Genomic DNA, 22,699 nt, shown 5'->3' with positions numbered 1-22,699 from the left:
CGGGCGCGCAGCGTCAGGGGAGCAGGATGGTCGATCCGGTCGTCCGCCTCGCTTCCAAGGCGCGGTGCGCTTCGGCTGCGTCCGCGAGCGGGAAGCGTTGGCCGATCACGGGCTTCACTACGCCGCGCGCCATCCGGTCGAACAACCGCTCGGCGCAATGGGCGAGATCGCCCGACGTTGCGATATAATCGAACAGGGTCGGGCGCGTCACATAAAGCGAGCCACCCTTGCTGAGATCGAGCAGGTTAATCGGCGGGACCGCGCCCGATGCGTTGCCGAAGCTGACCATCAGGCCGCGCCGTTTGAGGCACGCCAGCGAGGCGCTCCAGCTATCCTTGCCGATGCCGTCATAGACGATATCGACGCCCTGGCCATTGGTGAGGTCGCGCACCGTCGCGGCGAGAGCATCGAAGGGGCTGTGCAAGCTATGGTCGGCGTCGACCGATGCGGCTTTCTCTGCCGAGCCGCTATGGGCGATAACGGTGACGCCCTTGTCGCGCAGCCAGGGGACGAGCACGCTACCCACGCCGCCCGCCGCCGCATGGACCAGCGCGATCTGGCCAGGGCCAAGCGGGATCATGTCCTCGGCCAGGTAGCAGGCGGTCATGCCCTTGAGCATCATCGCGGCGGCATCCTGCGCATCGATGCCATCGGGAATCTTCACTGCGTGCGCCGCCTGGACGATGCGATGGGTGGCATAGGCCCCGGTCCCGTTGACGCTGCCGATGCGGTCGCCGACTGCAAAGCCCGAAACGCCCGCACCGATGGCGATTACCCTCCCCACGCTTTCGGACCCCAGCACGACCGGCATAGGCGCTGCATAAAGCCCCGTGCGGAAATAGGTGTCGATGAAGTTCAGCCCGACAGCCTCCTGCAAAATGAGGAGTTGGCCCGGCTCAGGCGGAGCGGGGGTAAATTCTTCCCGCTCGATGACCTCTGGCCCGCCGGGGCGGTGAACTACCATGCGCCATGCGTGGACCTCATCCATCACAGATGCTCGGCGAAGAAATCGGCGGTGCGCCGGTCGGCCAGTTCCGCGCCGGCCTCGTCGCGGCGGTTGCCCATCTCGGCGGCAAAGCCGTGGTCCAGCCCTTCATAGTCGTGCAGCGCGAGATGGCGATTGTCCGCCAGCCCTTCATGCATCGCCTGCTGCGCCTGCGGGCTGACGAAGCCATCAGCGGTAGGAATATGCAGCAGTACCGGCTTGCCGATGGCATGTTGCTCGCCGAGCAGGCCATCGACGCCGACACCATAATAGCCGACAAAGGCATCGCCGTCGGTGCGGCAGGCTGCCATGAAAGCGAGCCGTCCACCCAGGCAATAGCCGACCAGACCGACCTTCCCCGATGCGCCCAGCGCCGACCGCGCCGCCTTGATGGTCGCTTCGAGATCACGGATCCCTTGATCCTGATCGAACTCGCCAAACAGACCGAACGCTTCCTGAAGCTGGTCGGGTTGGTCGGCATCGAGTTCGATATGCGGGCGGATGCGCCAGAAAAGATCGGGCGCGAAGGCCAGATAGCCCGCCTTCGCCCAATTGTCGCATTTACGGCGGATCCCTTCATTCACGCCGAAGATTTCCTGAATGACGATGATCGCCGCCCTGGGCGTGCCTTCCGGCTCCGCCACATAGGCATCGAATTGCGCAGTGTGATCCAGCGTGGCGATGGGTTTGAAGTCGGCCATGGGAATCCTTTCCGTCTCTTTCCCCGCATCATGCCCATTCCATCCGGCCGTGCCAACCGTCCGCTTTTGCAAAATATTTGCCAAGATGGGCGTGAATGGGCCAAAGAGGAGGGACGCGGCATGGGCGCGCGGCGATTTCCTGTCTGGGAGCAGCTTCATGAAGGTTACGGTAGATGTGGATTGCACCCCCGCCGAAGCGCGCGCCTTTTTGGGATTGCCCGATGTGTCGCCGATCCATGACAAATATGTAAAAGCCATGCTGGATAGCCTCGACGGTATCGGCAGCATCGAACAGATGGAAACCATGTTCAAAAGCTTCTCGCCCTTGGGCGATGCTGGCGTGCGGCTATTCAAGCAGATGATGGATATCGGCTTGACCGGCGCCATGTCAGGCAAGGGTAGCGAGAAAAAATAGTTCTGGTGCAGGATACGATTTTCGCCCTGTCGAGCGGCGCACCGCCGGCCGCCATCGGGGTGTTGCGCATTAGTGGCCCCGAGGCGGGCAACGCATTGATGGCGCTGGCGGGGCGGATGCCTCGGCCCCGCACGGCCAGTCTTGGACTGTTGAGCGATCCCCTTGACGGTGCGTCGCTCGACCGCGCGCTGCTGTTATGGTTTCCGGGACCGGACACGGCTACGGGCGAGGATCTGGCCGAACTGCACTGTCACGGCGGCCGGGCGGTGATCGCGGCGGTAGAATTGGTTCTGGGCGCGATGCCGGGCCTGCGACGAGCCGAGCCGGGGGAGTTCACACGCCGGGCCTTCGCTAACGGACGGATGGACCTCAACGCGGTGGAGGGACTGGCGGACTTGCTGGCGGCGGAAACGCAGCAGCAGCGGCGCGCCGCCTTATTGATGACGGAAGGGCATTTTTCCCGCCAGATCGAAATGTGGCGGCAGGCGATTCTCCGGCTGGCGGCCATGGCCGAAGCGGCGCTCGACTTTTCCGACGAGGATGATGTGCCGGGGGCGGAGATCGAAGCCCAGATCGGCGACGGGATTGCCGCACTGGCAGGGGAAGTCGCACGGCAACTGGACGCGCCATCGGCCGAGCGGCTGCGCGATGGGGTCAGGGTGGTGCTGGCCGGGCCGCCCAATGCGGGCAAATCGACTCTGCTCAATGCCCTGGTGGGGCGGGAGGCCGCAATCGTATCCGATATAGCCGGGACGACGCGCGATCGAATCGAAGTGCCGGCGTCGTTGAGCGGCACAGCATTTCTGTTCACCGATACCGCGGGCCTGCGCGATGCGACCGACGATGCGATCGAAGCGATTGGCATCGACCGTGCCCGCGCTGCTCTGGACAGTGCCGACATCATATTATGGTTGGGCGCACCGGCGGACGCGCCAAGCGGGAATTGTCTGATCGTGACGCCCCGGTCCGACTTGCTGGATCATGACCCGTCGAACCCGGGCATGCGGGTGTCAGCCCATACCGGACAGGGTATGGAGGCGCTGGTTCGGGCGATTCTGGCCAAGGCAGAGTCTTTGTTGCCCGGACCTGGAGACTATGCGCTGCATGACCGCCAGCGGCGCGGCGTGGCGGCTCTTCGGGATCACCTTCGCGCTGCGAGCGCGGCGCATGATATGCTGATCGTCGCCGAGGAATTGAGGATGGGGCGGCAGGCGATCGACGCATTGGCGGGACGGGCGGGCACCGAGGATATGCTCGATCACCTCTTTTCGGGCTTTTGCATCGGCAAGTAAGATTGTTCCACGTGGAACGCTTTTGACCATCCCCTAATTCTGTTATGGGACGCTCATGCGGAAAAGTTATGATGTGATCGTGGTCGGCGGCGGCCATGCCGGGTGTGAGGCAGCGGCAGCGGCGGTACGCAAAGGCGCGCGGGTCGCACTTCTGACGTTTGACGAAGCCACTGTCGGCGCCATGTCCTGTAACCCCGCGATCGGGGGATTGGGTAAGGGTCATCTGGTTCGCGAAACGGATGCGCTCGATGGCCTGATTGGTCGCGCGGCGGATGCGGCGGCCATTCACTACCGCATGTTGAACAGCAGCAAGGGCGCCGCGGTGCAAGGGCCGCGGGTCCAGGCAGATCGCAAGCGCTACCGCGCTGCGATCCAGACTATGCTTGGCACATTGCCGGGCCTGGCCATTGTTGAGGGAGAGGCGGTCGGGTTGGTCATGTCCGACGGTTCAGTCGTAGGCATAACGCTTGCCGACGGGCGTGTGATGGAGGCCAGCGCGACGGTGCTGGCGACCGGCACGTTTCTGGGCGGCAAGCTTTTTCGCGGCGAAGATATCTTCGTTGGTGGAAGGACCGGGGAGCGAGCCGCCACGGCCTTGGGTGTCCAGCTCCGCGCTATGGGCCTGCCAATTGCCAGGCTCAAGACCGGGACACCACCGCGTATCGACGGGCGAACGATTGATTGGGCGCAGCTGGAGATCCAGCCTTCGGACCTGAACGAATGGACGATGTCGCCGCTGTCGCCGGGACGGGTGCTGCCGCAGCTTGCCTGTGCGATCACCCGGACCAACGGGACGACCCATGACATCATCCGGGCGGGATTGAACCGCTCGCCTTTGTTCAGTGGCGCAATCGAGGGGAGAGGGCCACGCTATTGTCCCTCCATCGAGGATAAGGTCACTCGGTTCGGCGACCGGGACGGCCATCAGATTTTTCTGGAGCCGGAGGGGCTGGACGATCACCTCGTCTATCCCAATGGGATCAGCACATCGCTTCCAGCGGATGTGCAGAGCGCCATGGTGCGATCCCTGCCGGGGCTGGAACGGGCAGATATTGTCGTGCCGGGCTATGCGGTCGAATATGACCATATCGATCCGCGCGCTCTCTTCATGTCGCTAGAGCTGCGCGATGCGCCGGGCCTGTTCTGTGCCGGTCAGATCAACGGCACGACCGGCTATGAGGAGGCCGCTGCCCAGGGCTTGATTGCGGGGGCGAATGCAGCCGCACAGGCATTGGGCGAGCCGCCTATGATACTGGATCGGGCCAGCAGCTATATCGGAGTGATGATCGACGATCTGGTTTTGCAGGGCGTGACCGAACCCTATCGTATGCTGACGGCGCGCGCGGAATATCGGCTACGCTTGAGGGCGGATAATGCGGAGACCCGGCTCGGTGCGATCGGTATGGCGCATGGGCTGATCGGGGAGGCACGGTGCGCCCGACTTGGGAGCAGGACCGTTCAGCGCCAAGCGATCGAAACCGACTTGCAACGTCTCTACAGCGCCAGTGAAATGGCGAGGGCAGGGGCGCATGTGAGGCAAGACGGAGCGCGTCGGAGCCTGTTCGATTGGGCGCGCTTTCCCGAAGTGGGGCATGATCTCTTGACGACGCTCGCACCGAAATTGCGAGAGGTCCCCGCGGAGTTGCGGGCCGAAATCATGGAAGATGCGCATTATGCGCCCTATCTCGATCGGCAAGATGCGGAGATCGCCGAACTTCGTCGAGACGAGCGCGTATATCTACCGGCCGACTTCAGCTTCTCCATGATCGGTGGGCTGTCACATGAAATGGTCGAGCGACTGGAACAGGCGCGTCCCGAGACGCTGGCGGCGGCGAGTCGCATTCGCGGGATTACGCCGGCGGCACTGGCCGCAATATTGGTCCATGTCCGGCGGCGCGCGGCATGAGCGAGGATGAAGCGAAGGCTTGGCTCGCCACGCAGTTCGATGTTCCACGTGAAACATGGGTTCAACTTGAACGCTTCGTCGCTATCCTGCTCGAGGCGATGGATGGCCAAAACCTGATCGCGGAATCGACCCGCGATCATATTTGGGCGCGACATATTGTCGATTCTGCCCAACTGCTCACACATAGTGAGGCGGCAGCGCAGCCGGGTGTATGGATGGATTTGGGTTCGGGCGCGGGTTTGCCGGGGTTGGTAATCGCGATCCTCTCGCCGTGGGATGTTTTGCTGGTCGAATCACGCCGTAAGCGGATCGATTTTCTCAGCCATGTCGTCACCGAACTCGACCTAACCAGAACGCGCATATTTGGCGGGCGGGTCGAAGCGGTGGAATCAGCGCCTGCGGCAGTCATCAGCGCGCGCGCCTATGCGCCGCTGGACCGCCTTTTGGCCTCGGCGGTCCATCTCGCGGACGAAAAAACAGTTTGGATCCTGCCAAAAGGCCGAAATGCGCAAAATGAACTGGAGGCGATTCGTCCATCGTGGCAGGGTGCGTTTCACGTGGAACCGAGCATCACCGATCCCGACAGCGCGATCCTCGTTGCGCGCGCGGTGAAGCCCGCTGCTAGAAGGAAGGGCCAAGGATGATCTGCATCGCCATAGCCAACCAAAAAGGCGGCGTGGGCAAGACCACCACCGCGATCAATGTGGCTACCGGGCTGGCGGCGACGGGGCTTCGGGTGCTGCTGGTCGATCTCGATCCCCAGGGCAATGCATCGACGGGGCTTGGCATCGGGCAGGCTCAGCGCACCCATTCCAGTTATGATTTGCTTGTGGGAAATTGCGCGCTCGAAGACGCCGTGCTGCCAACGCGTGTGCCCAAGCTGGATCTGGTGCCCGCGACCCAGGATCTGTCGGGTGCGGAGATCGAGCTGATCGAATATGAGCAGAGGACGCACCGGCTGGATCGGGTACTGTCGGAAGCGTCGCCGGGGCGATGGGATATTTGCCTGATCGATTGCCCGCCGTCACTCGGCCTGTTGACCGTCAATGCCATGGTGGCCGCGCAATCGCTGCTGGTGCCGTTGCAATGCGAGTTTTTTGCGCTGGAGGGCCTTTCACAGTTGCTCCAGACCGTCGAGCGCATTCGCGAGCGGTTCAATCCGCATCTGTCTATTACGGGCGTGGCGCTGACCATGTATGATCGCCGCAACCGGCTGACCGATCAGGTCGCCGATGATGTCCGGGCGTGCTTGGGCGATCTGGTGTTCACGACCGTCATTCCACGCAATGTGCGTTTGTCCGAAGCACCGAGCCATGGTGTGCCAGCGCTGATTTATGATTTTCGTTGTGCGGGGTCGGAAGCCTATATGCGGCTTGCGCGGGAATTGATCGCCCGACTGCCACGACAGGAGGTTGCGGCTTGAGCGACGATACAGGCGAAAAGCCGAAGGCGGTGAAACGTCCTCATGGGCTGGGCCGGGGCCTTTCCGCCCTATTGGGCGACGTCACGCGGGAAGAGCCGGTAACGACCGCGCCCGGCGGCAGCGCGCCAAGCAAGGCGGTGCAAAGTATCGAGATCGCGCTGATCCACCCGCACCCCGAACAGCCACGCCGCCATTTCGATGAGGGCGCGTTGCAGGAGTTGGCCGAAAGCATCAGCAAGCGCGGCGTCATTCAGCCGATTATCGTGCGACCGCATGGTGGTGGTTTTCAGATCGTCGCCGGTGAAAGGCGCTGGCGGGCGGCGCAACGGGCGCAGCTCCATCGTATTCCCGCGATCGTCCGCGATTTCGACGAAGCCGAGACGCTCGAAATCGCCCTTATTGAAAATATCCAGCGAGAGGATCTCAATCCGATCGAGGAGGCGAAAGCCTATCGCAAGCTGATCGGCCAGTTTGATCACAGCCAGGAGGCACTGGCGCGACTGGTTGGAAAGTCGCGCAGCCATATCGCCAATCTCATGCGATTGCTCGATCTGCCCGAAAGCGTGCAGCAGGCGGTCACGGAACAGCGATTGAGCATGGGCCATGCCCGTGCCCTGATCGGCGCGCCGGACTGCGAGGGACTGGCGCGTACGGTCGAACAAAAGGGCTTGTCGGTCCGCGATACCGAGGCGCTCGTTCGCCGTTCCCGCAAAGGCGGATCGGCGCCCGTCGCGTCGGCTCGGGCGGCGCCGACGGGCGGCAAGGATCCTGATATCGCCGCGCTGGAGGAACATCTGGCCGATATATTGGGGCTGAAGGTCGATATCACCCATGGCGAAGGTGGCGGTGCAGGGGGACATCTGACCCTTCGCTATTCGACGCTGGATCAGTTGGACATGCTTTGCCTTCGGCTGACGGGAGAGCGCATTTAGCGCGCGGCCACTGGCCTTTCGCGCGCCCAGTCCCTAGGCTGAAGCGATGGCCGATATACAAACCACCCACGCCGCCGCTCCTTCCGTCATTCGCCGTTCCGACTATCGGCCGCCCGATTGGCTGGTCCCCGACATGGCGCTGGACTTCGATCTGGACGCGGCCCTTACCAGAGTACATGCGCGCCTTTCGGTCACACGCAACGGGGCGCATGACCGGGCGCTGCGACTGGATGGCGAAGGGCTGATCCCGCTGGAGGTCAGGGTGGATGGCCGCTCGCTCCGTCAGGACGAGTGGGTGCTGGATGCCGGGGCATTGGTCATCCCGCTGTCGGGTGAGGCACATATCGTCGAAACCTGCGTCGAGCTGGCGCCCGCGAGTAACAGCAAACTGATGGGCCTTTATGCAAGCGGCGGGTTGCTCTGCACTCAATGCGAAGCAGAGGGCTTTCGGCGTATCACCTTCTTTCCCGACCGCCCCGATATCTTGTCCCGCTACAGCGTACGGATGGCGGCGGAAAAGGCGCGTTATCCGATACTGCTGGCGAATGGCGATCCGGTGGAAAAGGGTGAGGACGAAGGCGGCCGTCATTGGGCGCGCTGGGTCGATCCTTTCCCCAAGCCCTGCTACTTGTTCGCGCTGGTCGCCGGCGATCTGGCCTGTAATGCCGACCGCTTCGTGACGATGAGCGGGCGTGAGGTCGCGCTCGGCATCTGGGTGCGCGAAGCCGATCTGCCCCGCACAGCGCATGCTATGAAGGCGCTCAAGGATTCGATGGCGTGGGACGAGCGCGTCTACGGTCGCGAATATGATCTGGACGTGTTCAACATCGTCGCGGTGGCCGACTTCAACTTTGGCGCGATGGAGAATAAGGGCCTTAACATATTCAATTCTCGCTATATTCTCGCCGATCCCGAAACCGCTACGGACATTGATTATGACGGGGTGGAGGGGGTCGTCGCCCATGAATATTTCCACAACTGGTCCGGCAATCGCGTAACCTGTCGCGACTGGTTCCAGTTGAGCCTCAAAGAGGGGTTCACGGTCTATCGCGACCAGAATTTTTCCGCCGACATGGGGTCGCATGCGGTCAAGCGGATCGAGGATGTGCGGCTATTGCGCGCGGCCCAGTTCCAGGAGGATTCGGGGCCGCTCGCCCATCCGATTCGACCTGAATCCTATATGGAAATCAGTAACTTCTATACGGCGACCATCTATAATAAGGGGGCCGAGATCATCCGCATGATGGCGTTGATGCTGGGCGCAGAACGGTTTCGCGCGGGCACCGACCTCTATTTCGACCGGCATGACGGGCAGGCTGCCACCTGCGAGGATTTCGTGGTGGCGATGGAGGAAGGGGGAGGCATCGACCTCACTCAGTTCCGTCGCTGGTACGAGCAGGCCGGGACCCCGCACGTCCGCGCCTTGTTGCGGCATGATCCGGCGACCCGCACCGTGGAACTGAGTCTGGAGCAAGGCACGCCGTCTACGCCGGGTCAGCCGGACAAGCTTCCCATGGCGATTCCGTTGCGGACGGCGCTGTTCGATCCAGTGATGCAGACCCATCATGGCGACCAGTTGCTGATGCTGACGGAAAAGCGCCAGAGTTTCACCTTCGAAGGCTTCGCCAATCCACCGATATTGTCGATCAATCGCGGGTTTTCCGCCCCGGTCATTGTCGAAACCAACAATAGTCAGGCCGATTTCGCCTTCCTGTCGGCGCATGACGACGATCCCTTTGCCCGTTACGAGGCGATGCAGCAGTTGATGGTCAATATGCTGGTCGGCGCCATTGCGGGGCATGATGTCGATCCGGGGGCGGTCGTCGCGGCCGTGCGCAACACGGCGAGCGATCCGTCGCTCGATCCGGCCTTCATCGCCGAGGCGATCCGCCTGCCGAGTGAAGCCTATTTGGGAGATCAGATGCGTCTGGTCGACCCCGATGCGGTCCACGCCGCGCGTGACGGGTTGCAACGGCGTATCGGCGCGGAACTGGAGCCGCTCTGGCGTGATATTCACGCGCGCACGCGGGCGAACGGCTTTTCCCTGTCCCCTGCCGCCAAGGGTGCGCGCAAGCTGGGCAATGTCGCGTTGCTCTATCTCGCGGCGTCCGGCGCGCAGGATGGTGATGCGATCGCCTTCGCACAATTCAACGAGGCCGATAATATGACCGAGCGACAGGCCGCGCTCGCGGTGCTCGCCAATGGGACCGGCAGCGAGCGCGAGGCGGCGCTCGATATCTTCTACAACCGCTATCGGGACGACGCGCTTACGCTGGATAAATGGTTCCAGACGCAGGCCTTCGCCTTCCATCCCGATACGGTCGATCTGGTGGCTGAACTTGGCCGGCACAAGGACTTTACCCTCGCCAACCCGAACCGCGTGCGATCGCTCTATGGGGCGTTCGCGGGCAATCAGTGGGCGTTCCACCATATTTCCGGCAAAGGCTACGCGATGGTCGCCGACTGCATCATCGCGCTCGACAAGCTCAACCCGCAGACGGCGGCGCGGCTCGTGCCACCGCTCGGCCGGTGGAAGCGCTTCGACGCAAACCGGGCGGCGATGATGCGCGCCGAACTGGCGCGCATATTGGCGGAACCCGGTTTGTCCAAGGACGTCACCGAGCAGGCCGGCAAGAGCCTGAACTGATCGCCCAATTCACCCGGTGGTGGCGATCCATGCGGCGACATCGCTGGCAACCTTGTTGGCCGCCGCGTTGAGCGGCGTGCCGACGGTGGTGGCGTCGATCCTGCTGCCCACGGGCACGCTGGCGGTGAAGCGTTGTTTGGCGATCACGATCCCGCCCGGACCGGACAGAATCGCATCATAGGTGACGACCGCGCTGTTGCTCGGGCCGTCGATACCGAAGGCGACGAGCGCGCCCATGAGCCGCTGCCCCGGCACGCCCGAATATTGGCCGGGATCGAGCACGATCCGGTTGCCGCTGGCGGCGATGGTTTCGGCCAGCATCTGCTGGAACAGGTGGCGCGGCGTATCGGCCCACTGAACCTTGGTCACATAGGCGACCGACGTCGGCGTGACCTGTACCGGCACACGCACCGTATCGAGCATCTTGGGCGCTTCGGGGTCGGCCACGACGAGGCTGGCCCCGCCGGTGCGGACCGCGCCCGGCGCGACCTTGTGATCCGCACTCAGCGAGAGCAATTGCGCGGGCGGCTTGGCGCCGAAGGAGATGCAGCCCGGCAGAGCGAGCATGGCGGCGAGCGCGAGGGCGGCTGCCCCCTGTTTCGGGTGGAACGTCATGCCAATCCCTCTCATGGCTTGTAATCGGGCAATTTGGGCGATCCGACGATCGATCCCGCGCCCTGCTGGTCGAGTTTCTCGGCCACACCCCGGAAGGCGCGCGACATTTCGCGCAGGTCGCGGACCAGCTGGTTGACCTCCGGCATCGTCTGATTGCTGAACGCATGCACGCCCGGCTGGGCTTCGGCGATCGTCTTGTCGAGCGTGTCAATACTGCGGGTCGCCGCCTGCACACTCTTGCGCAGATCGCCCATCAGCGGACGGCCCTCGTCATTAAGCAGCGAGTCGGTCGTCGCCGCCAGCTTGCCGATCTGTTCGGCGGCAATGCCGGTGCGCTGCACTGCGACGCGCGCTTCGGCCAGAGTGGCGGAAATTTCAGGGCTGCGGTCGGCCAGCGAACCCGAAATGCGCTCGACATTGGCGAGGATGCTGGCGATCGATTGCTGGTTCTTGTCGTTGAGCAACTCGGTCAGCCGCTCGGTCAGCGTCGACAGCCGTTCCAGCAGTTGCGGCGCGTTGTTGAGCAATTCACCGAGCGCGCCCGGCTTGGTCGGAATGACCGGGATGCCATCGGGGCAGGCGGACAGCGGGTTCTGCGCCGGGCAGGCGATCGGCGGCGCGCCCTTGACCGCGCCGTCCAGCACGATCTCACTGACCCCGGTGAAGCCGACCCCGGCGATGGTCGCGGTCGTGCCCTGAAGTACGGGGGTCCCTTCCTTCACGGAAATGCGGACCTTCACGAAGCCGGGATCGCGCTTCCACAGCTCGATTTTCTCGACCTGGCCGGATGGAACGCCGGAATAATTGACACTCGATCCCTTGGCGAGACCGTTCACCGACTGTTTGAAGAAGATGTCATATTCCTTATTCTCGCCATCCGACAGGCGCGAGAACCAGAAGGCGGCGATCATGATCGCCGCCAGCAGCAGCAATGTGACGGTGCCCACCAGCACATGATTGGAGCGGGTTTCCATAGTCTAAAGCCTTCCGTCCGGCTGCATGGGGGCGTTGTTCGCGGTCGAGGCGGCCTTGTCGCGCTCGCGCGATACGGCGGCGGTTGCGGCGCGCCCGCGCGGCCCGTTGAAATATTCCTGGATCCAGCCATGGTCGGTCGCGAGCAATTCGTCGATCGTGCCGACGGCGATCACCCGCTTGTCGGCCAGCACCGCCACCCGGTCGCAGATGGAATAGAGCGTGTCGAGATCATGGGTTATGAGAAAGACGGTCAGGCCCAGCGTCTGCTGAAGCTGGCGGGTCTGCTCGTCGAACGCGGCCGCGCCAATCGGATCTAGTCCTGCGGTCGGCTCATCGAGAAACAGCAGGTCGGGATCGATCGCCAGCGCGCGGGCGAGACCGGCGCGCTTGCGCATCCCGCCCGACAGTTCGGAAGGATATTTAGGGCCTGCCTCGGTCGGCAAGCCGGTCATGCGGATTTTATAGGCGGCGATCTCGTCGCGCAGTCGGGCATCGATATTCGGATAATATTCGCGGATGGGCACTTCGACATTTTCCGCCACGGTCAGGGTCGAAAAGAGCGCGCCGCCCTGAAACAGCACGCCCCAGCGCTTGCGAATGGCGAGCGCCTCGTCATCCAGCCGACCGATCATCGATTCGCCGAACACATGAACTTCGCCCTCGACCGGCGTTTGAAGGCCAATGATCGAGCGCATCAGCACCGATTTGCCCGTGCCCGACCCGCCCACGACGCCCAATATCTCGCCCTTGCGTACGTCAAGGTCCAGCCCCTCATGGACCACCTGATCGCCGAAGCTGTTTTTGAGGCCGCGTACCGAAATCGCGATATCGCTTTGTTCGACCGCATCATCCAGCCGAGAGTCATCCTCGGGCGTGATGTCCTCCCCGACCATCAGTTCCAGCCCAGCCAGGTGAAGAATACCGCGAAAAAGGCGTCGATCACGATGACGAGGAAGATCGCCTGCACCACGGCGGCGGTGGTGCGCAGGCCGACTTCCTCCGCATTGGCTTCGACCTGCATGCCCTGAAAGCAGCCGGCGAGTGCGATGATGATGCCGAACACCGGCGCTTTGATGAGGCCGACCCACAAATCCGTAATAGGGACCACTTCGCGCAGGCGCTGGACGAAGGTGACAGGCGGGATATCCAGGGCGACAGCGCAGAGAAATCCCCCCCCGATGACCGACAGGACCGAAGCGTAGAAGCCGAGCAACGGCATCATGATGACCACCGCGAGCGTGCGCGGCAGCACCAGCGCCTCCATCGGCGACACGCCGATCGTGCGCATCGCGTCGATTTCCTCGGTCAGCTTCATCGTGCCGAGTTGCGCGGCAAAGGCGGACCCCGAACGGCCCGCGACCATGATCGCGGTCATCAAAACGCCGAGTTCACGGAACGTCAGCCGCCCGACCAGATTGATCGTCAGCATTTCCATGCCGAACTGGCGCAACTGCACCGAACCCTGCTGCGCGATGACGATGCCGATCAGGAAGCTCATCAGGCCGATGATGCCGAGCGCGGAGACGCCCACCACCTCGAACCGCTGCACCACCGCGTTGATGCGGAAGCGGCGGGGATTGCGGATGAGCGCCCAGCTGGCGACCAGCGTGCTGCCGAAAAAGCCAAGGAGGCCGAGCAGGGTCGATCCCGCCGACATCACCGCTTCGCCGATCTCGCCGATGACGCGGCGACCGGCGGGCATATGATCGGGACGGATTGAAACCGGCTCGTCCGCGCCGTCACCGACCGCGTCGATCAGCCGCTGTGCGCTCTCGTCCGCGCCCGTAATGTTGCTGTCCAGCCGCCGGGCGGTGCGGTGCACGGTCCAGGCTCCGACGGTATCGATATGATCGACCCCGGCGAGATCGATCGCCGAGACGGGACCAGCGATGGCCTCCAGCCTCGCAGGAAGATCGCCCAGATATGCGATCGAAAGATAGCCTGAAAGTCGAACCACGGTGCTGCCGTCGCGCGAGTCTTCGGTCAGGTCGGCGGCTCTGTTCATCGGATGGGATTACTGATCCATTATCGGTTGCACGGCAAGCCGAAACGGCCCATCCGCGAGACAGAACGAAGTGGGGCTGGAAAAGTTTCGGATACGGCATGACGCACAGGCTGGCGATCTACGATATGGACCGGACGGTGACGTTCACGGGCACCTATACCGGGTTCCTCGTGCATGTCGCGGCGCGGCTTGCGCCATGGCGGCTGATCTTGCTGCCGTTGGTGCCCATCGTCATGCTCGCCTATGTGCTGCGGCTGATCAAGCGGCAGCAATTGAAGGAAATCAACCAGTTGCTGATGATCGGCGGGCAGGTCGACCGGGCGAAGCTGATGCCGCATGTCGAAAGCTATGCCGACAAGGTGGTCGGCGGCAATGTCCGCGCTGGGGCGCTGGCGCAGATCGCGCGCGACAAGGCGGACGGATGCCGGCTGGTGCTGGCGACCGCATCTTATCGCCTCTATGTGACGCCGATCGCGCAGCGGCTGGGCTTCGACGCGGTGATCGCCACGGACCATCTCAATCAGGATCTGCGCTATGTCCGCGCGAAAATCGCGGGGGAGAATTGCTATGACACCGGCAAGCTGCGGATGATCAAGGCGTGGATGGCGGCGGAGGCGATCGACCGGACGCAGGCGCATATCCGCGCCTATTCCGACCATGTGTCGGACGCGCCGATGCTGGAGTTCGCCGACATCGCCATTGCCGCAAACCCGCACAAGCCGCTGGCGAAGCTGGCGGCTGCGCGCGGCTGGACGCGGGTGGACTGGCCCTAGCCGATCGCTCTCAGGGCTTGCGCGAAGTCCGCGATCAGGTCGTCGGCATCCTCGCAGCCGATCGAAATGCGCACCATATTGTCGTTGATGTCGAGCGCTCGCCTGCGTTCGGGCGCGACGGACAGGTGCGTCATCGCCGCAGGGTGGCTCGCCAACGTTTCCGTGCCGCCCAGACTGACCGCGAGCTTGGCGATCTTGAGCGCATCGAGAAAGGCGAAGGCCTCCGCCTCACCGCCGTTCAGATAGAGCGAGAAGGTCGATCCCGCGCCGGTGCAGTGGCGTTCGAATATGTCGCGCTGCCGTTCGGTCTGCGGGAAGCCGAGATAGACGATCCGTTCGACTTGCGGCTGGTCTCGCAACCAGGCGCAAACCTTGGCCGCATTCTCGCCGGCCCGGCTCATGCGCAATTCCAGCGTTTCCAGCGAGCGCAACAACATCCAGGCGCTGTGCGGATCGAGGATCGTGCCGATCGTGTTGCGCATCAGGCGGATGCTGTTGATGAGCGCATTGGACCCGAGCACGCCGCCCGCCACCAGATCGCTATGGCCGCCCGCATATTTGGTAAGGCTGTAGATGACGAGGTCCGCGCCATGGGCGAGCGGGCGCAGCCATAACGGCCCCAGAAACGTATTGTCGATCGCGATCGGCGGCATATGGGCGTCACCCGCGAACAGGGCGTCGCGCCGTGCCGCAACGGCTTCGATGTCGACCAGTATATTGGTCGGATTGGCGGGGCTTTCGAGATAGAGCAGCGCGACCCGGCCCATGCCGCGCGCCCGCTCCATCACCGCGCCGATCTCCTCCTCGCTCGCGCCGGCGGGGAAATCGAGCCATTGAACGCCGAAACGACCGAGGATATGCGCGATCAGCGATTCAGTCGCGGCATAGAGCGGCGCGCTATGGACGATGACGTCGCCCGGCTGGACGAGCGCCAGCAGGGTGGTGGCGATCGCCGACATGCCGCTCGAAAACAGCAGCGCGTCCTCGGCCTCCTCCCACACCGATAGGCGGTCCTCCGCGATTTCCTGATTGGGCCCGTTGAAGCGCGAATAGATGAGTCCCTCCGCACCGCCGGGGCGCAGGCCGGTCACGCCCTCGAAATGCCGCTTGCCCGCCGCCGCACTTTCGAAAGCGAAGGTGGAGGTCAGGAAAATCGGCGGCTTGAGCGATCCTTCGGACAGCGAGGGATCATAGCCATGGCCCATCATCAGCGTCGCGGGTTTGAGCTTGCGGCCGTCAATTTCCATGATCGGCGGCTTGGGACGGCGGCGGTTACGGGTCGGCTCGGCGCCGGTCAGGTCCGCTTCGGTTTCGCCGGTCATGACAATCTCCCTGCCTGAAGCCTGTGTAGGATGCGGTGTAAACGCGCTGGCTGAAAGATGGCACCATGGTCCTTGAACGTTAGGATGCCTACATGATTTCCATGGACGCGAATCTTCCCGCCAGTCTGGAGCAATGGTTCAATGCGCGCGGCTGGCGACCCCGCCGGCACCAGATCGACATGCTGGCGGCGGCGCAACGTGGCGACCATGCGCTGCTGGTCGCGCCGACCGGGGCGGGCAAGACGCTCGCCGGGTTTCTGCCGACGCTGACCGATCTGATCGATGCCCTGACCGAAGGGCTGCACACCCTTTACGTCTCGCCGCTCAAGGCGCTGGCGGTCGATGTGCAGCGCAACCTGCTGACGCCGATCGCGGACATGGGCCTCGACATCCGGGTCGAGACGCGCACCGGTGACACACCGTCCGATCGTAAGGCGAGGCAGCGCGCGCGGCCGCCGCAGATATTGCTGACGACGCCCGAATCCCTGTCGCTGCTGCTGAGCTACCCCGACAGTTTTCTGCTGTTCGAAAGCCTGCGGACCATCATCGTCGATGAGGTGCATGCTTTCGCCACCCAGAAGCGCGGCGACCTGCTCAGCCTGTCGATGGCGCGGTTGCAGGCGATCAATCCGGCGCTGCGGCGGGTGGCGCTGTCCGCCACGGTGGCAGATGTCGACGCCTATCGCGCCTGGCTCGCGCCCGATGGCGATATCGACATGGTGACCCCGGTGCTGGGCGAGGAAGGGGCCGAACCGAATGTCGCGATCCTGATCCCGCAGGGGCGCATCCCCTGGTCGGGTCATTCGGGCAAATATGCCGCGCCCCAAGTCATGGAAGAAATCGAGCGGCGCGGCACGACGCTGGTGTTCTGCAACACGCGCGGCCTTGCCGAACTCATCTTTCAGGAACTCTGGTCGGCCAATGATGCGAACCTGCCGATTGCGATCCACCATGGCAGCCTGTCCACCGAAGCCCGGCGCAAGGTAGAGAACGCGATGGCGCAGGGGCGGTTGCGCGCTCTGGTTGCGACCGCGTCACTCGACCTCGGCGTCGACTGGGGCAATGTCGATTGCGTGATCCAGATGGGCGCGCCCAAGGGATCGTCACGGCTGCTCCAGCGGATCGGCCGTGCCAATCACCGGCTCGATCAGGCGAGCGAGGCGATCATCATCCCCGGCAACCGCTTCGAATATCTCGAAGCGCGCGCGGCACTTGACGCAGTCGAGGCGGGAGAACGCGACAGCGACGATTTTCGGGCGGGCAGCCTCGACGTGCTCGCGCAGCATGTCATGGCGCTCGCCTGCGCCGCGCCGTTTCGCGAGGAAGAGCTGCTCGCCGAAATCCGGTCCGCGACACCCTATAGCGCGCTCACCGACGAAGCGTTCGCCAATGTGCTGGGGTTTATCGAGGGCGGCGGCTACGCGCTGCGCGCCTATGACCGGTTCAAGCGGCTGGCGCGCGATGCGGACGGCACCTGGCGGGTCAGCCATCCGCGCTTCATCCAGCAGCACCGGATGAACGCCGGCATCATCGTCGATCAACCGGTGCTGGCGGTGCGCTTCGCCAATGGCCGCAAACTCGGCACGGTGGAGGAGGGGTTTGCGGCCCAGCTTGCGCCGGGCGACTGTTTCTTTTTTTCAGGGATGGCACTGGAAGTCGTGCGGATGGACGCCGCCGATCTGTTCGTTCGCGGCACGGCGAAACAGGCGCGCATGCCGAGCTGGGGCGGCACGCGAATGGCGATGTCCACGCGGCTGGCGGATCGCGTACGGCATTTTCTGGCCGAACCGGAGGAATGGCCGCGCTTTCCGCAGGATGTGCGCGAATGGCTGGAGATGCAGAAGCTGCGCTCGGCATTGCCCGAGCCGGGGCAATTGCTGATCGAAACCTTCCCGCATGAAGGGCGGCATTATCTCGTCTGTTACAGTTTCGAAGGATGGAATGCGCATCAGTCGCTGGGCATGCTGCTCACCCGGCGGATGGAGGCGCAGGGGCTGATGCCGATGGGCTTCGTGTCCAACGATTACGCGCTGGCGGTCTATGGCCTCAAGCCGATCACCGATCCGCAGAGCCTGTTTTCCGCCGACATTCTCGATCATGAATTCATCGAATGGGTGGAGCAGTCGAGCCTGCTCAAACGCGCCTTTCGCGACGTCGCGGTCATCAGCGGCCTGATCGAGCGGCAGCATCCCGGCACGCGCAAGACCGGGCGACAGGTGACCTTTTCGACCGACCTCATCTACGATGTGCTGCGCAAATATCAGCCGGACCATCTGCTGCTGAAAGCCGCCTGGGCCGACGCGCGGGCGCGGATGACTGATGTCGGGCGGCTGGGCGACCTTATCGACCGGGCGGCGGAGACGATGCTGCATGTCACGCTGGACCGGGTCAGCCCGCTTGCCGTGCCGGTGCTCATTCTGATCGGCCGCGAACAAGTGGCGCAGAACGCGGCAGAGGACGCCTTGCTGATCGAGGCGGAAGCGCTGGTGGCGGAGGCGATGCGGGCCGGTTAGCCGGCTGCATCGCGCAGCCCCGTGCAATTCGCTGGACGGAATTGGTATGTATGATTATCATATTCCTGCTATGCAAAATCCAGCAGTGGTCGGAGCAAAGATTCGCGCGTCGAAAGAGGTTGCCTATGGGGCGTTCGACCTGCCGGACCTGGCTTCCGCGCTGGACATGGACAATTTTCCGATCTCACACGCGGTCATGCAGAGCCGGGACGCCATCGAAGGCAAACGCGCCTTCCTCGAACGACGCGCGCCATGCTGGACCGGAACATAAGGGAGGCAGCGCCTGTGGCAGAGAATATCGAGATCGTACGAGACTTCATCGCGCTGTGGGGCACGCGCGATCTCGAAGCGATCCTGGCGGCGTTGGCACCCGATTGCGTCTATCACAACATGCCCTGGGAGCCGCTGGTCGGCCATGACGCGATCCGGCAGGGGCTGGCAATATTTATCGGCGACGCGGCCGAGATCGACTGGCGGGTTTATCATAGCGCGCAGGGCGTGGACGGCGCGGTCATGACCGAGAGGCTGGACCGTTTCCTCATCAAGGGGAAATGGCTGGAATTTCCCGTCATGGGGATATTCGAACTGCGTGACGGACTGATCACCCACTGGCGGGACTATTTCGATTCGGCGCAGGTTCAGGCGGCGATGGCGACGGTCGCCTGATCGGCGCTTGAGGATGAAGCAGAAGGAGGATTGCGGAACATCATAAATCAATATAGTACGCTTACGGATCAAATGGTAGCGGACTAATGGAGTCGATTGGATGGTGACGGGCGTGGGGATTATCGGTGTCGCGCCGGGCCGCAGTTGGGCGGCGATCGCGCATATTCCGGCCCTTCGTGCGCTTCCCGCTTATGAGATCGTCGCGCTCAGCACGACGCGGCAGGAAAGCGCGTCCGCCGCCGCCGCGCAATTCGGCGTTCCCAAAGCCTATGACAATCATCAGGCGCTGGTGAATGACCCCGCCGTCGATCTGGTCGTCGTCACGGTCAAGGTGCCCCATCATTTCGAACTGGTCACAGCGGCGCTGAACGCGGGCAAGCATGTCTATTGCGAATGGCCGCTCGGCAACTCGCTGGCGCAGGCCGAACAGATGGCGGCGCTGGCGAAGGAAAAGGGCGTGATCGGCGCGGTCGGCATGCAGGCGAGCGCCGCGCCCGCCTTCAATTATGTGCGCGATCTGATCGCCGAGGGTTATGTGGGCGAGGTCCTGTCCACCACGCTGGTCGGGTCGGGCATGAACTGGGGCGCGGTCATCGACCAGCCCAACGCCTATACCGCCGACATCGCCAATGGCGCGACCCTGCTGACCATCCCGTTTGGCCACACCATCGATGCGGTGACGATGTGCCTGGGCGAATTTACGAGCGTGAGCGCCCTGCTGGCCAACCGCCGCACCAGTTTCACCCTGATCCCCGACGGCGTCGAAAAGCCGATGACCGCGCATGACCAGCTGGCGGTGACCGGCCTGCTGGAAGGCGGCGCGGTCGCGGCGATCCATTATCGCGGCGGCGAGTCGCGCGGCACCAATTTCCGCTGGGAGATCAACGGGACCGATGGCGATCTCATCGCCACCGCCGATGGCGGGCATGGCCAGATCTACCCCCTGACGCTGGCAGGCGCTCGCGGGACAGAACAGGCGCTGGCGCCTCTGCCGGTTCCCGACCGCTATCGCTGGGCGCCGGAAGTATCGCCCCCCGCCGAAAATGTTGCGCAGGCCTATGCCTGGCTGGCCGACGACCTGCGCGACGGCACCCATAAATGCCGCACGTTCGACGATGCGGTTCGCCGCCACAGGCTGATCGACGCGATCGAGCGATCGGCCGCAACCGGCCAGCGCATCGCGCTCTGACCAGAGCCCAACCCCATTCCCAAGACGCAATGAAGGAAGACATGCATGAGTTTACTGAAAGGCAGGGTGGCCATCGTCACCGGCGGCGGGCGCGGCGTTGGCCGCACCTATGCGCTCAAGCTTGCCGAATATGGCGCGAAGGTTGTCGTGAATGATCTGGGCGGTGATTCCGCCGGTGGCGGCACCGACCTGACGCCTGCGCAGGAAGTGGTGAACGAGATCCGGTCCGGTGGCGGCGAAGCCATCGTCAATGGCGGCGATGTGTCCGACTGGAACAGCGCCAGCGACATGGTGCAACAGGCGATCGATACGTTCGGCGGGCTGGATATCCTCATCAACAATGCGGGCATCCTGCGCGACCGCATGCTGGTCAACATGACCGAGGATGAGTGGGACGTGGTCATCAAGGTCCACCTGAAGGGCACATTCGCGCCGACCCATCATGCCGCGAACTTCTGGCGCATGGAGAGCAAGGCCGGACGCCAGCCCGATGCGCGCGTCATCAACACGACATCGCATTCGGCGCTCTACGCCAATATCGGCCAGGCCAATTATGCCGCCGCCAAGGGTGGCATCGCCAGCTTCAGCCAGGTGGCCGCGCGCGAGCTTCAGCGCATCGGCGTGACCGTGAACGCGATCGCGCCTCGCGCCGAAACCCGCATGACCGCGGGCCTGCGCGAATGGACACCCGAACAGCTCGAACGCCGCGACCCCGAATGGATCGCGGGCTTCGTCGCCTGGCTCGCCAGCCCCGAAGCGAAGGACGTCAGCGGCCGCGTGTTCGAAGTCTGGGGCTATGGCATCACCGTCGCCGAAAGCTGGCAGCATGGCCCAAGCTGTGAAGCGTCGAAGGACCCGACCGAACTGGGCGAGCGCGTCAGAAAAATCCTGAAGTTCGCCCGCAGCAACGCCGGTATCAATCCGGGCGAATGGCTCGACCCCTGACAAGATGTTCACGTGCGACGGCGTTACATCATTTTAACGCCGTTCGTGCCTGAGTAGCGGCCGAGCTTGTCGAAGTTGCGCACCGAAATATCTCGCATTGCGCTTGATGACCGACATGCAATTTCGACTTCGCCCAACGGCCACGCAATAGCCCTTTCATCTTGCTCCAGCCCCGCAGGAAGCGCCCGCCATGTCCGTCGATGCCCTGTTCCAGCCCATCTCCATCGGTTCGCTCGATGCGCCGAACCGCATCGTCATGGCGCCGCTGACCCGCGCGCGGGCGACGGCCGACAATGTGCCGACAGCGATGCAGGCGACCTATTATGCGCAGCGTGCCGATGCGGGCCTGATTATATCGGAAGCCATGGCGGTCGATCCGGGCGGCATGGGCTGGTATCGCGCGCCGGGCATCTGGTCGGACGCGATGGTGCGCGGGTGGCAGGGCGTTACCGACGCCGTGCATGGCGCGGGCGGGCGCATCTATGCGCAATTATGGCATATGGGCCGGCTGGTCCTGCCCGATTATCTGGGCGGGAATCAGCCGATCGGCCCCTCTGCGATCGCCGGGGAAGGCGAAACCATGGCCCCGCCGCCAGACGATTATGACGGCGGCTTCCTGCCGATGAAACCCTATGTCGTGCCCCGCGAAATGACGCAGGGAGATATCGACGCGGTCGTCGCCGCCTATGGCAAAGGTGCGGCCAATGCGCAGGCCGCCGGTTTCGACGGCGCGGAAATCCACGGCGCGAACGGCTATATCATCGACCAGTTCCTGCAATCGAAGACCAACCGCCGGCAGGATGGTTATGGCGGCGGCATCGACAATCGCATCCGCCTGCTGCGGGAAATCATCGAGGCGGTCACCGCGCACATCGACCCTGCCCGCATCGGTCTGCGCCTCAGCCCGACCAGCGAGCGCAAAGGCATGGGCGATGCCGATCCCGCCGCGCTGACGCAGGCGGTCGGCCGGCTGGCGCAGGACCACGGCCTCGCCTATATCCACCTCATCGAACCGATCGCGTCGGGTTTCATGGAAAGGCCCGATTATCCGGTGATGGACAAGCTCCGCGAGGTGTTCGGCGGCGTCATCATCCAGAATGGCAGTTTCGACGCAGAAAGCGGCGCGGCCACTATCGCGGATGGCAAGGCGGACGCGATTTCCTTCGGTCGCCCCTATATCGCCAATCCCGATCTGGTGTCGCGATTCCGCAATGGGTGGGATCTGGCCGCACCCGATTTCGACTATGCCTATGTCGGGGAGCATAAGGGCTATACCGATTATCCCGTCTATGGCGGGATATGAGACTTCGACAAGCTCGGTCTCACCCTAGCACGAACGGGTTCAGTTGATCCCAAGTCACCAGACTTTAGCGGAAATCCCGCATAAACCCGGTC

At 63.6% G+C, this 22,699-nt stretch carries 21 protein-coding genes; 14 read left to right on the top strand and 7 right to left on the bottom strand.

Annotated features, from left to right (window positions below):
* Positions 1–13 precede the first annotated feature (13 nt).
* Together ACODSN_RS03605 and ACODSN_RS03600 are read right to left on the bottom strand one after the other, a co-directional pair.
* The gene (locus tag ACODSN_RS03605) at positions 14–964 is read right to left on the bottom strand and encodes a quinone oxidoreductase family protein (RefSeq protein ID WP_489053406.1); all 951 of its coding nucleotides are present in this window, start codon (positions 962–964) and stop codon (positions 14–16) included.
* A gap of 23 nt (positions 965–987) precedes the next feature.
* A complete protein-coding gene (locus tag ACODSN_RS03600; protein WP_489053222.1) occupies positions 988–1,686 on the bottom strand; it encodes a dienelactone hydrolase family protein in 699 nt (232 codons plus the stop codon).
* A 157-nt stretch (positions 1,687–1,843) separates the two neighbouring features.
* Between ACODSN_RS03600 and ACODSN_RS03595 the strand changes: the two genes are divergently transcribed.
* Genes ACODSN_RS03595 through pepN form a run of 7 tightly spaced genes read left to right on the top strand, consistent with a single transcriptional unit; the run spans position 1,844 to position 10,301 of the window.
* Positions 1,844–2,101, top strand: a complete 258-nt coding sequence (locus ACODSN_RS03595) for a DUF6489 family protein (RefSeq protein WP_489053220.1) — start codon at positions 1,844–1,846, stop codon at positions 2,099–2,101.
* 5 nt (positions 2,102–2,106) lie between these two features.
* The gene (gene mnmE, locus ACODSN_RS03590; protein ID WP_489053219.1) at positions 2,107–3,393 is read left to right on the top strand and encodes a tRNA uridine-5-carboxymethylaminomethyl(34) synthesis GTPase MnmE; all 1,287 of its coding nucleotides are present in this window, start codon (positions 2,107–2,109) and stop codon (positions 3,391–3,393) included.
* Between the two features lie 55 nt (positions 3,394–3,448).
* Positions 3,449–5,299, top strand: coding sequence for a tRNA uridine-5-carboxymethylaminomethyl(34) synthesis enzyme MnmG (gene mnmG, locus ACODSN_RS03585; RefSeq protein WP_489053217.1), 1,851 nt, complete (start codon positions 3,449–3,451; stop codon positions 5,297–5,299).
* The gene (rsmG, locus tag ACODSN_RS03580; protein ID WP_489053216.1) at positions 5,296–5,943 is read left to right on the top strand and encodes a 16S rRNA (guanine(527)-N(7))-methyltransferase RsmG; all 648 of its coding nucleotides are present in this window, start codon (positions 5,296–5,298) and stop codon (positions 5,941–5,943) included. Before mnmG ends, rsmG begins: the two co-directional genes overlap by 4 nt.
* Complete coding sequence (locus ACODSN_RS03575; RefSeq protein ID WP_489053215.1) at positions 5,940–6,722, top strand: ParA family protein; 783 nt, start codon at positions 5,940–5,942, stop codon at positions 6,720–6,722. Before rsmG ends, ACODSN_RS03575 begins: the two co-directional genes overlap by 4 nt.
* Positions 6,719–7,654, top strand: coding sequence for a ParB/RepB/Spo0J family partition protein (locus ACODSN_RS03570; RefSeq protein ID WP_489053214.1), 936 nt, complete (start codon positions 6,719–6,721; stop codon positions 7,652–7,654). The genes ACODSN_RS03575 and ACODSN_RS03570 overlap by 4 nt, the downstream gene beginning before the upstream one ends.
* 46 nt (positions 7,655–7,700) lie before the next feature.
* On the top strand, positions 7,701–10,301 hold the full coding sequence (gene pepN / locus ACODSN_RS03565) for an aminopeptidase N (protein ID WP_489053213.1): 2,601 nt from the start codon (positions 7,701–7,703) through the stop codon (positions 10,299–10,301).
* Between the two features lie 9 nt (positions 10,302–10,310).
* On the opposite strand, the gene ACODSN_RS03560 is transcribed toward pepN, so the two are convergent.
* From ACODSN_RS03560 to ACODSN_RS03545, 4 genes are read right to left on the bottom strand one after another with little or no spacing between them, the layout of a single operon-like run.
* Entirely contained in the window at positions 10,311–10,916 is a 606-nt protein-coding gene (locus ACODSN_RS03560) for an ABC-type transport auxiliary lipoprotein family protein (RefSeq protein ID WP_489053212.1), read from the bottom strand.
* Positions 10,917–10,927: 11 nt separating this feature from the next.
* Positions 10,928–11,890: an MlaD family protein gene (locus ACODSN_RS03555; RefSeq protein ID WP_489053211.1), complete on the bottom strand. Its 963-nt coding sequence runs from the start codon at positions 11,888–11,890 to the stop codon at positions 10,928–10,930.
* Between the two features lie 3 nt (positions 11,891–11,893).
* On the bottom strand, positions 11,894–12,784 hold the full coding sequence (locus ACODSN_RS03550; protein ID WP_489053210.1) for an ABC transporter ATP-binding protein: 891 nt from the start codon (positions 12,782–12,784) through the stop codon (positions 11,894–11,896).
* Positions 12,784–13,896: an ABC transporter permease gene (locus ACODSN_RS03545; protein WP_489053209.1), complete on the bottom strand. Its 1,113-nt coding sequence runs from the start codon at positions 13,894–13,896 to the stop codon at positions 12,784–12,786. The genes ACODSN_RS03550 and ACODSN_RS03545 overlap by 1 nt, the downstream gene beginning before the upstream one ends.
* A 98-nt stretch (positions 13,897–13,994) precedes the next feature.
* Between ACODSN_RS03545 and ACODSN_RS03540 the strand changes: the two genes are divergently transcribed.
* The gene (locus ACODSN_RS03540; RefSeq protein ID WP_489053207.1) at positions 13,995–14,669 is read left to right on the top strand and encodes an HAD family hydrolase; all 675 of its coding nucleotides are present in this window, start codon (positions 13,995–13,997) and stop codon (positions 14,667–14,669) included.
* Here the strand turns inward: ACODSN_RS03540 and ACODSN_RS03535 are convergent.
* Complete coding sequence (locus ACODSN_RS03535; protein ID WP_489053205.1) at positions 14,666–15,991, bottom strand: cystathionine gamma-synthase family protein; 1,326 nt, start codon at positions 15,989–15,991, stop codon at positions 14,666–14,668. The two genes, ACODSN_RS03540 and ACODSN_RS03535, sit on opposite strands and share 4 nt — an antisense overlap.
* Positions 15,992–16,092: 101 nt before the next feature.
* Between ACODSN_RS03535 and ACODSN_RS03530 the strand changes: the two genes are divergently transcribed.
* The 6 genes from ACODSN_RS03530 (at position 16,093) to ACODSN_RS03505 (ending at position 22,607) form a co-directional block, all read left to right on the top strand.
* Positions 16,093–18,504, top strand: coding sequence for a ligase-associated DNA damage response DEXH box helicase (locus ACODSN_RS03530; RefSeq protein ID WP_489053405.1), 2,412 nt, complete (start codon positions 16,093–16,095; stop codon positions 18,502–18,504).
* Between the two features lie 46 nt (positions 18,505–18,550).
* Entirely contained in the window at positions 18,551–18,775 is a 225-nt protein-coding gene (locus tag ACODSN_RS03525) for a hypothetical protein (RefSeq protein WP_489053203.1), read from the top strand.
* A 14-nt stretch (positions 18,776–18,789) separates the two neighbouring features.
* Positions 18,790–19,170 (top strand): limonene-1,2-epoxide hydrolase family protein, encoded by a 381-nt coding sequence (locus ACODSN_RS03520; protein WP_489053201.1) that lies wholly within the window; start codon positions 18,790–18,792, stop codon positions 19,168–19,170.
* Positions 19,171–19,270: 100 nt separating this feature from the next.
* Positions 19,271–20,359: a Gfo/Idh/MocA family protein gene (locus ACODSN_RS03515; RefSeq protein ID WP_489053200.1), complete on the top strand. Its 1,089-nt coding sequence runs from the start codon at positions 19,271–19,273 to the stop codon at positions 20,357–20,359.
* Between the two features lie 45 nt (positions 20,360–20,404).
* Entirely contained in the window at positions 20,405–21,304 is a 900-nt protein-coding gene (locus ACODSN_RS03510; protein WP_489053199.1) for an SDR family NAD(P)-dependent oxidoreductase, read from the top strand.
* A 190-nt stretch (positions 21,305–21,494) separates the two neighbouring features.
* The gene (locus ACODSN_RS03505; RefSeq protein WP_489053198.1) at positions 21,495–22,607 is read left to right on the top strand and encodes an alkene reductase; all 1,113 of its coding nucleotides are present in this window, start codon (positions 21,495–21,497) and stop codon (positions 22,605–22,607) included.
* Positions 22,608–22,699: the final 92 nt, after the last annotated feature.

The sequence above is a fragment of the Sphingobium sp. FG11 genome (genome assembly GCF_057809915.1).
The sequence above is the reverse complement of the archived record's forward strand: the minus strand, read 5'-3'. Positions and strand labels throughout refer to the sequence as shown.

Coding starts and splice junctions, on each gene's coding strand:
- ACODSN_RS03535 (WP_489053205.1), bottom strand. CDS start 15,991: ATGACCGGCGAAACCGAAGCGGACCTGACCGGCGCCGAGCCGACCCGT.
- ACODSN_RS03505 (WP_489053198.1), top strand. CDS start 21,495: ATGTCCGTCGATGCCCTGTTCCAGCCCATCTCCATCGGTTCGCTCGAT.
- ACODSN_RS03530 (WP_489053405.1), top strand. CDS start 16,093: ATGGACGCGAATCTTCCCGCCAGTCTGGAGCAATGGTTCAATGCGCGC.
- ACODSN_RS03600 (WP_489053222.1), bottom strand. CDS start 1,686: ATGGCCGACTTCAAACCCATCGCCACGCTGGATCACACTGCGCAATTC.
- ACODSN_RS03515 (WP_489053200.1), top strand. CDS start 19,271: ATGGTGACGGGCGTGGGGATTATCGGTGTCGCGCCGGGCCGCAGTTGG.
- ACODSN_RS03555 (WP_489053211.1), bottom strand. CDS start 11,890: ATGGAAACCCGCTCCAATCATGTGCTGGTGGGCACCGTCACATTGCTG.
- ACODSN_RS03575 (WP_489053215.1), top strand. CDS start 5,940: ATGATCTGCATCGCCATAGCCAACCAAAAAGGCGGCGTGGGCAAGACC.
- ACODSN_RS03560 (WP_489053212.1), bottom strand. CDS start 10,916: ATGACGTTCCACCCGAAACAGGGGGCAGCCGCCCTCGCGCTCGCCGCC.
- mnmG (WP_489053217.1), top strand. CDS start 3,449: ATGCGGAAAAGTTATGATGTGATCGTGGTCGGCGGCGGCCATGCCGGG.
- ACODSN_RS03545 (WP_489053209.1), bottom strand. CDS start 13,896: ATGAACAGAGCCGCCGACCTGACCGAAGACTCGCGCGACGGCAGCACC.
- rsmG (WP_489053216.1), top strand. CDS start 5,296: ATGAGCGAGGATGAAGCGAAGGCTTGGCTCGCCACGCAGTTCGATGTT.
- ACODSN_RS03540 (WP_489053207.1), top strand. CDS start 13,995: ATGACGCACAGGCTGGCGATCTACGATATGGACCGGACGGTGACGTTC.
- ACODSN_RS03605 (WP_489053406.1), bottom strand. CDS start 964: ATGGTAGTTCACCGCCCCGGCGGGCCAGAGGTCATCGAGCGGGAAGAA.
- ACODSN_RS03550 (WP_489053210.1), bottom strand. CDS start 12,784: ATGGTCGGGGAGGACATCACGCCCGAGGATGACTCTCGGCTGGATGAT.
- ACODSN_RS03525 (WP_489053203.1), top strand. CDS start 18,551: ATGTATGATTATCATATTCCTGCTATGCAAAATCCAGCAGTGGTCGGA.
- ACODSN_RS03510 (WP_489053199.1), top strand. CDS start 20,405: ATGAGTTTACTGAAAGGCAGGGTGGCCATCGTCACCGGCGGCGGGCGC.
- ACODSN_RS03595 (WP_489053220.1), top strand. CDS start 1,844: ATGAAGGTTACGGTAGATGTGGATTGCACCCCCGCCGAAGCGCGCGCC.
- pepN (WP_489053213.1), top strand. CDS start 7,701: ATGGCCGATATACAAACCACCCACGCCGCCGCTCCTTCCGTCATTCGC.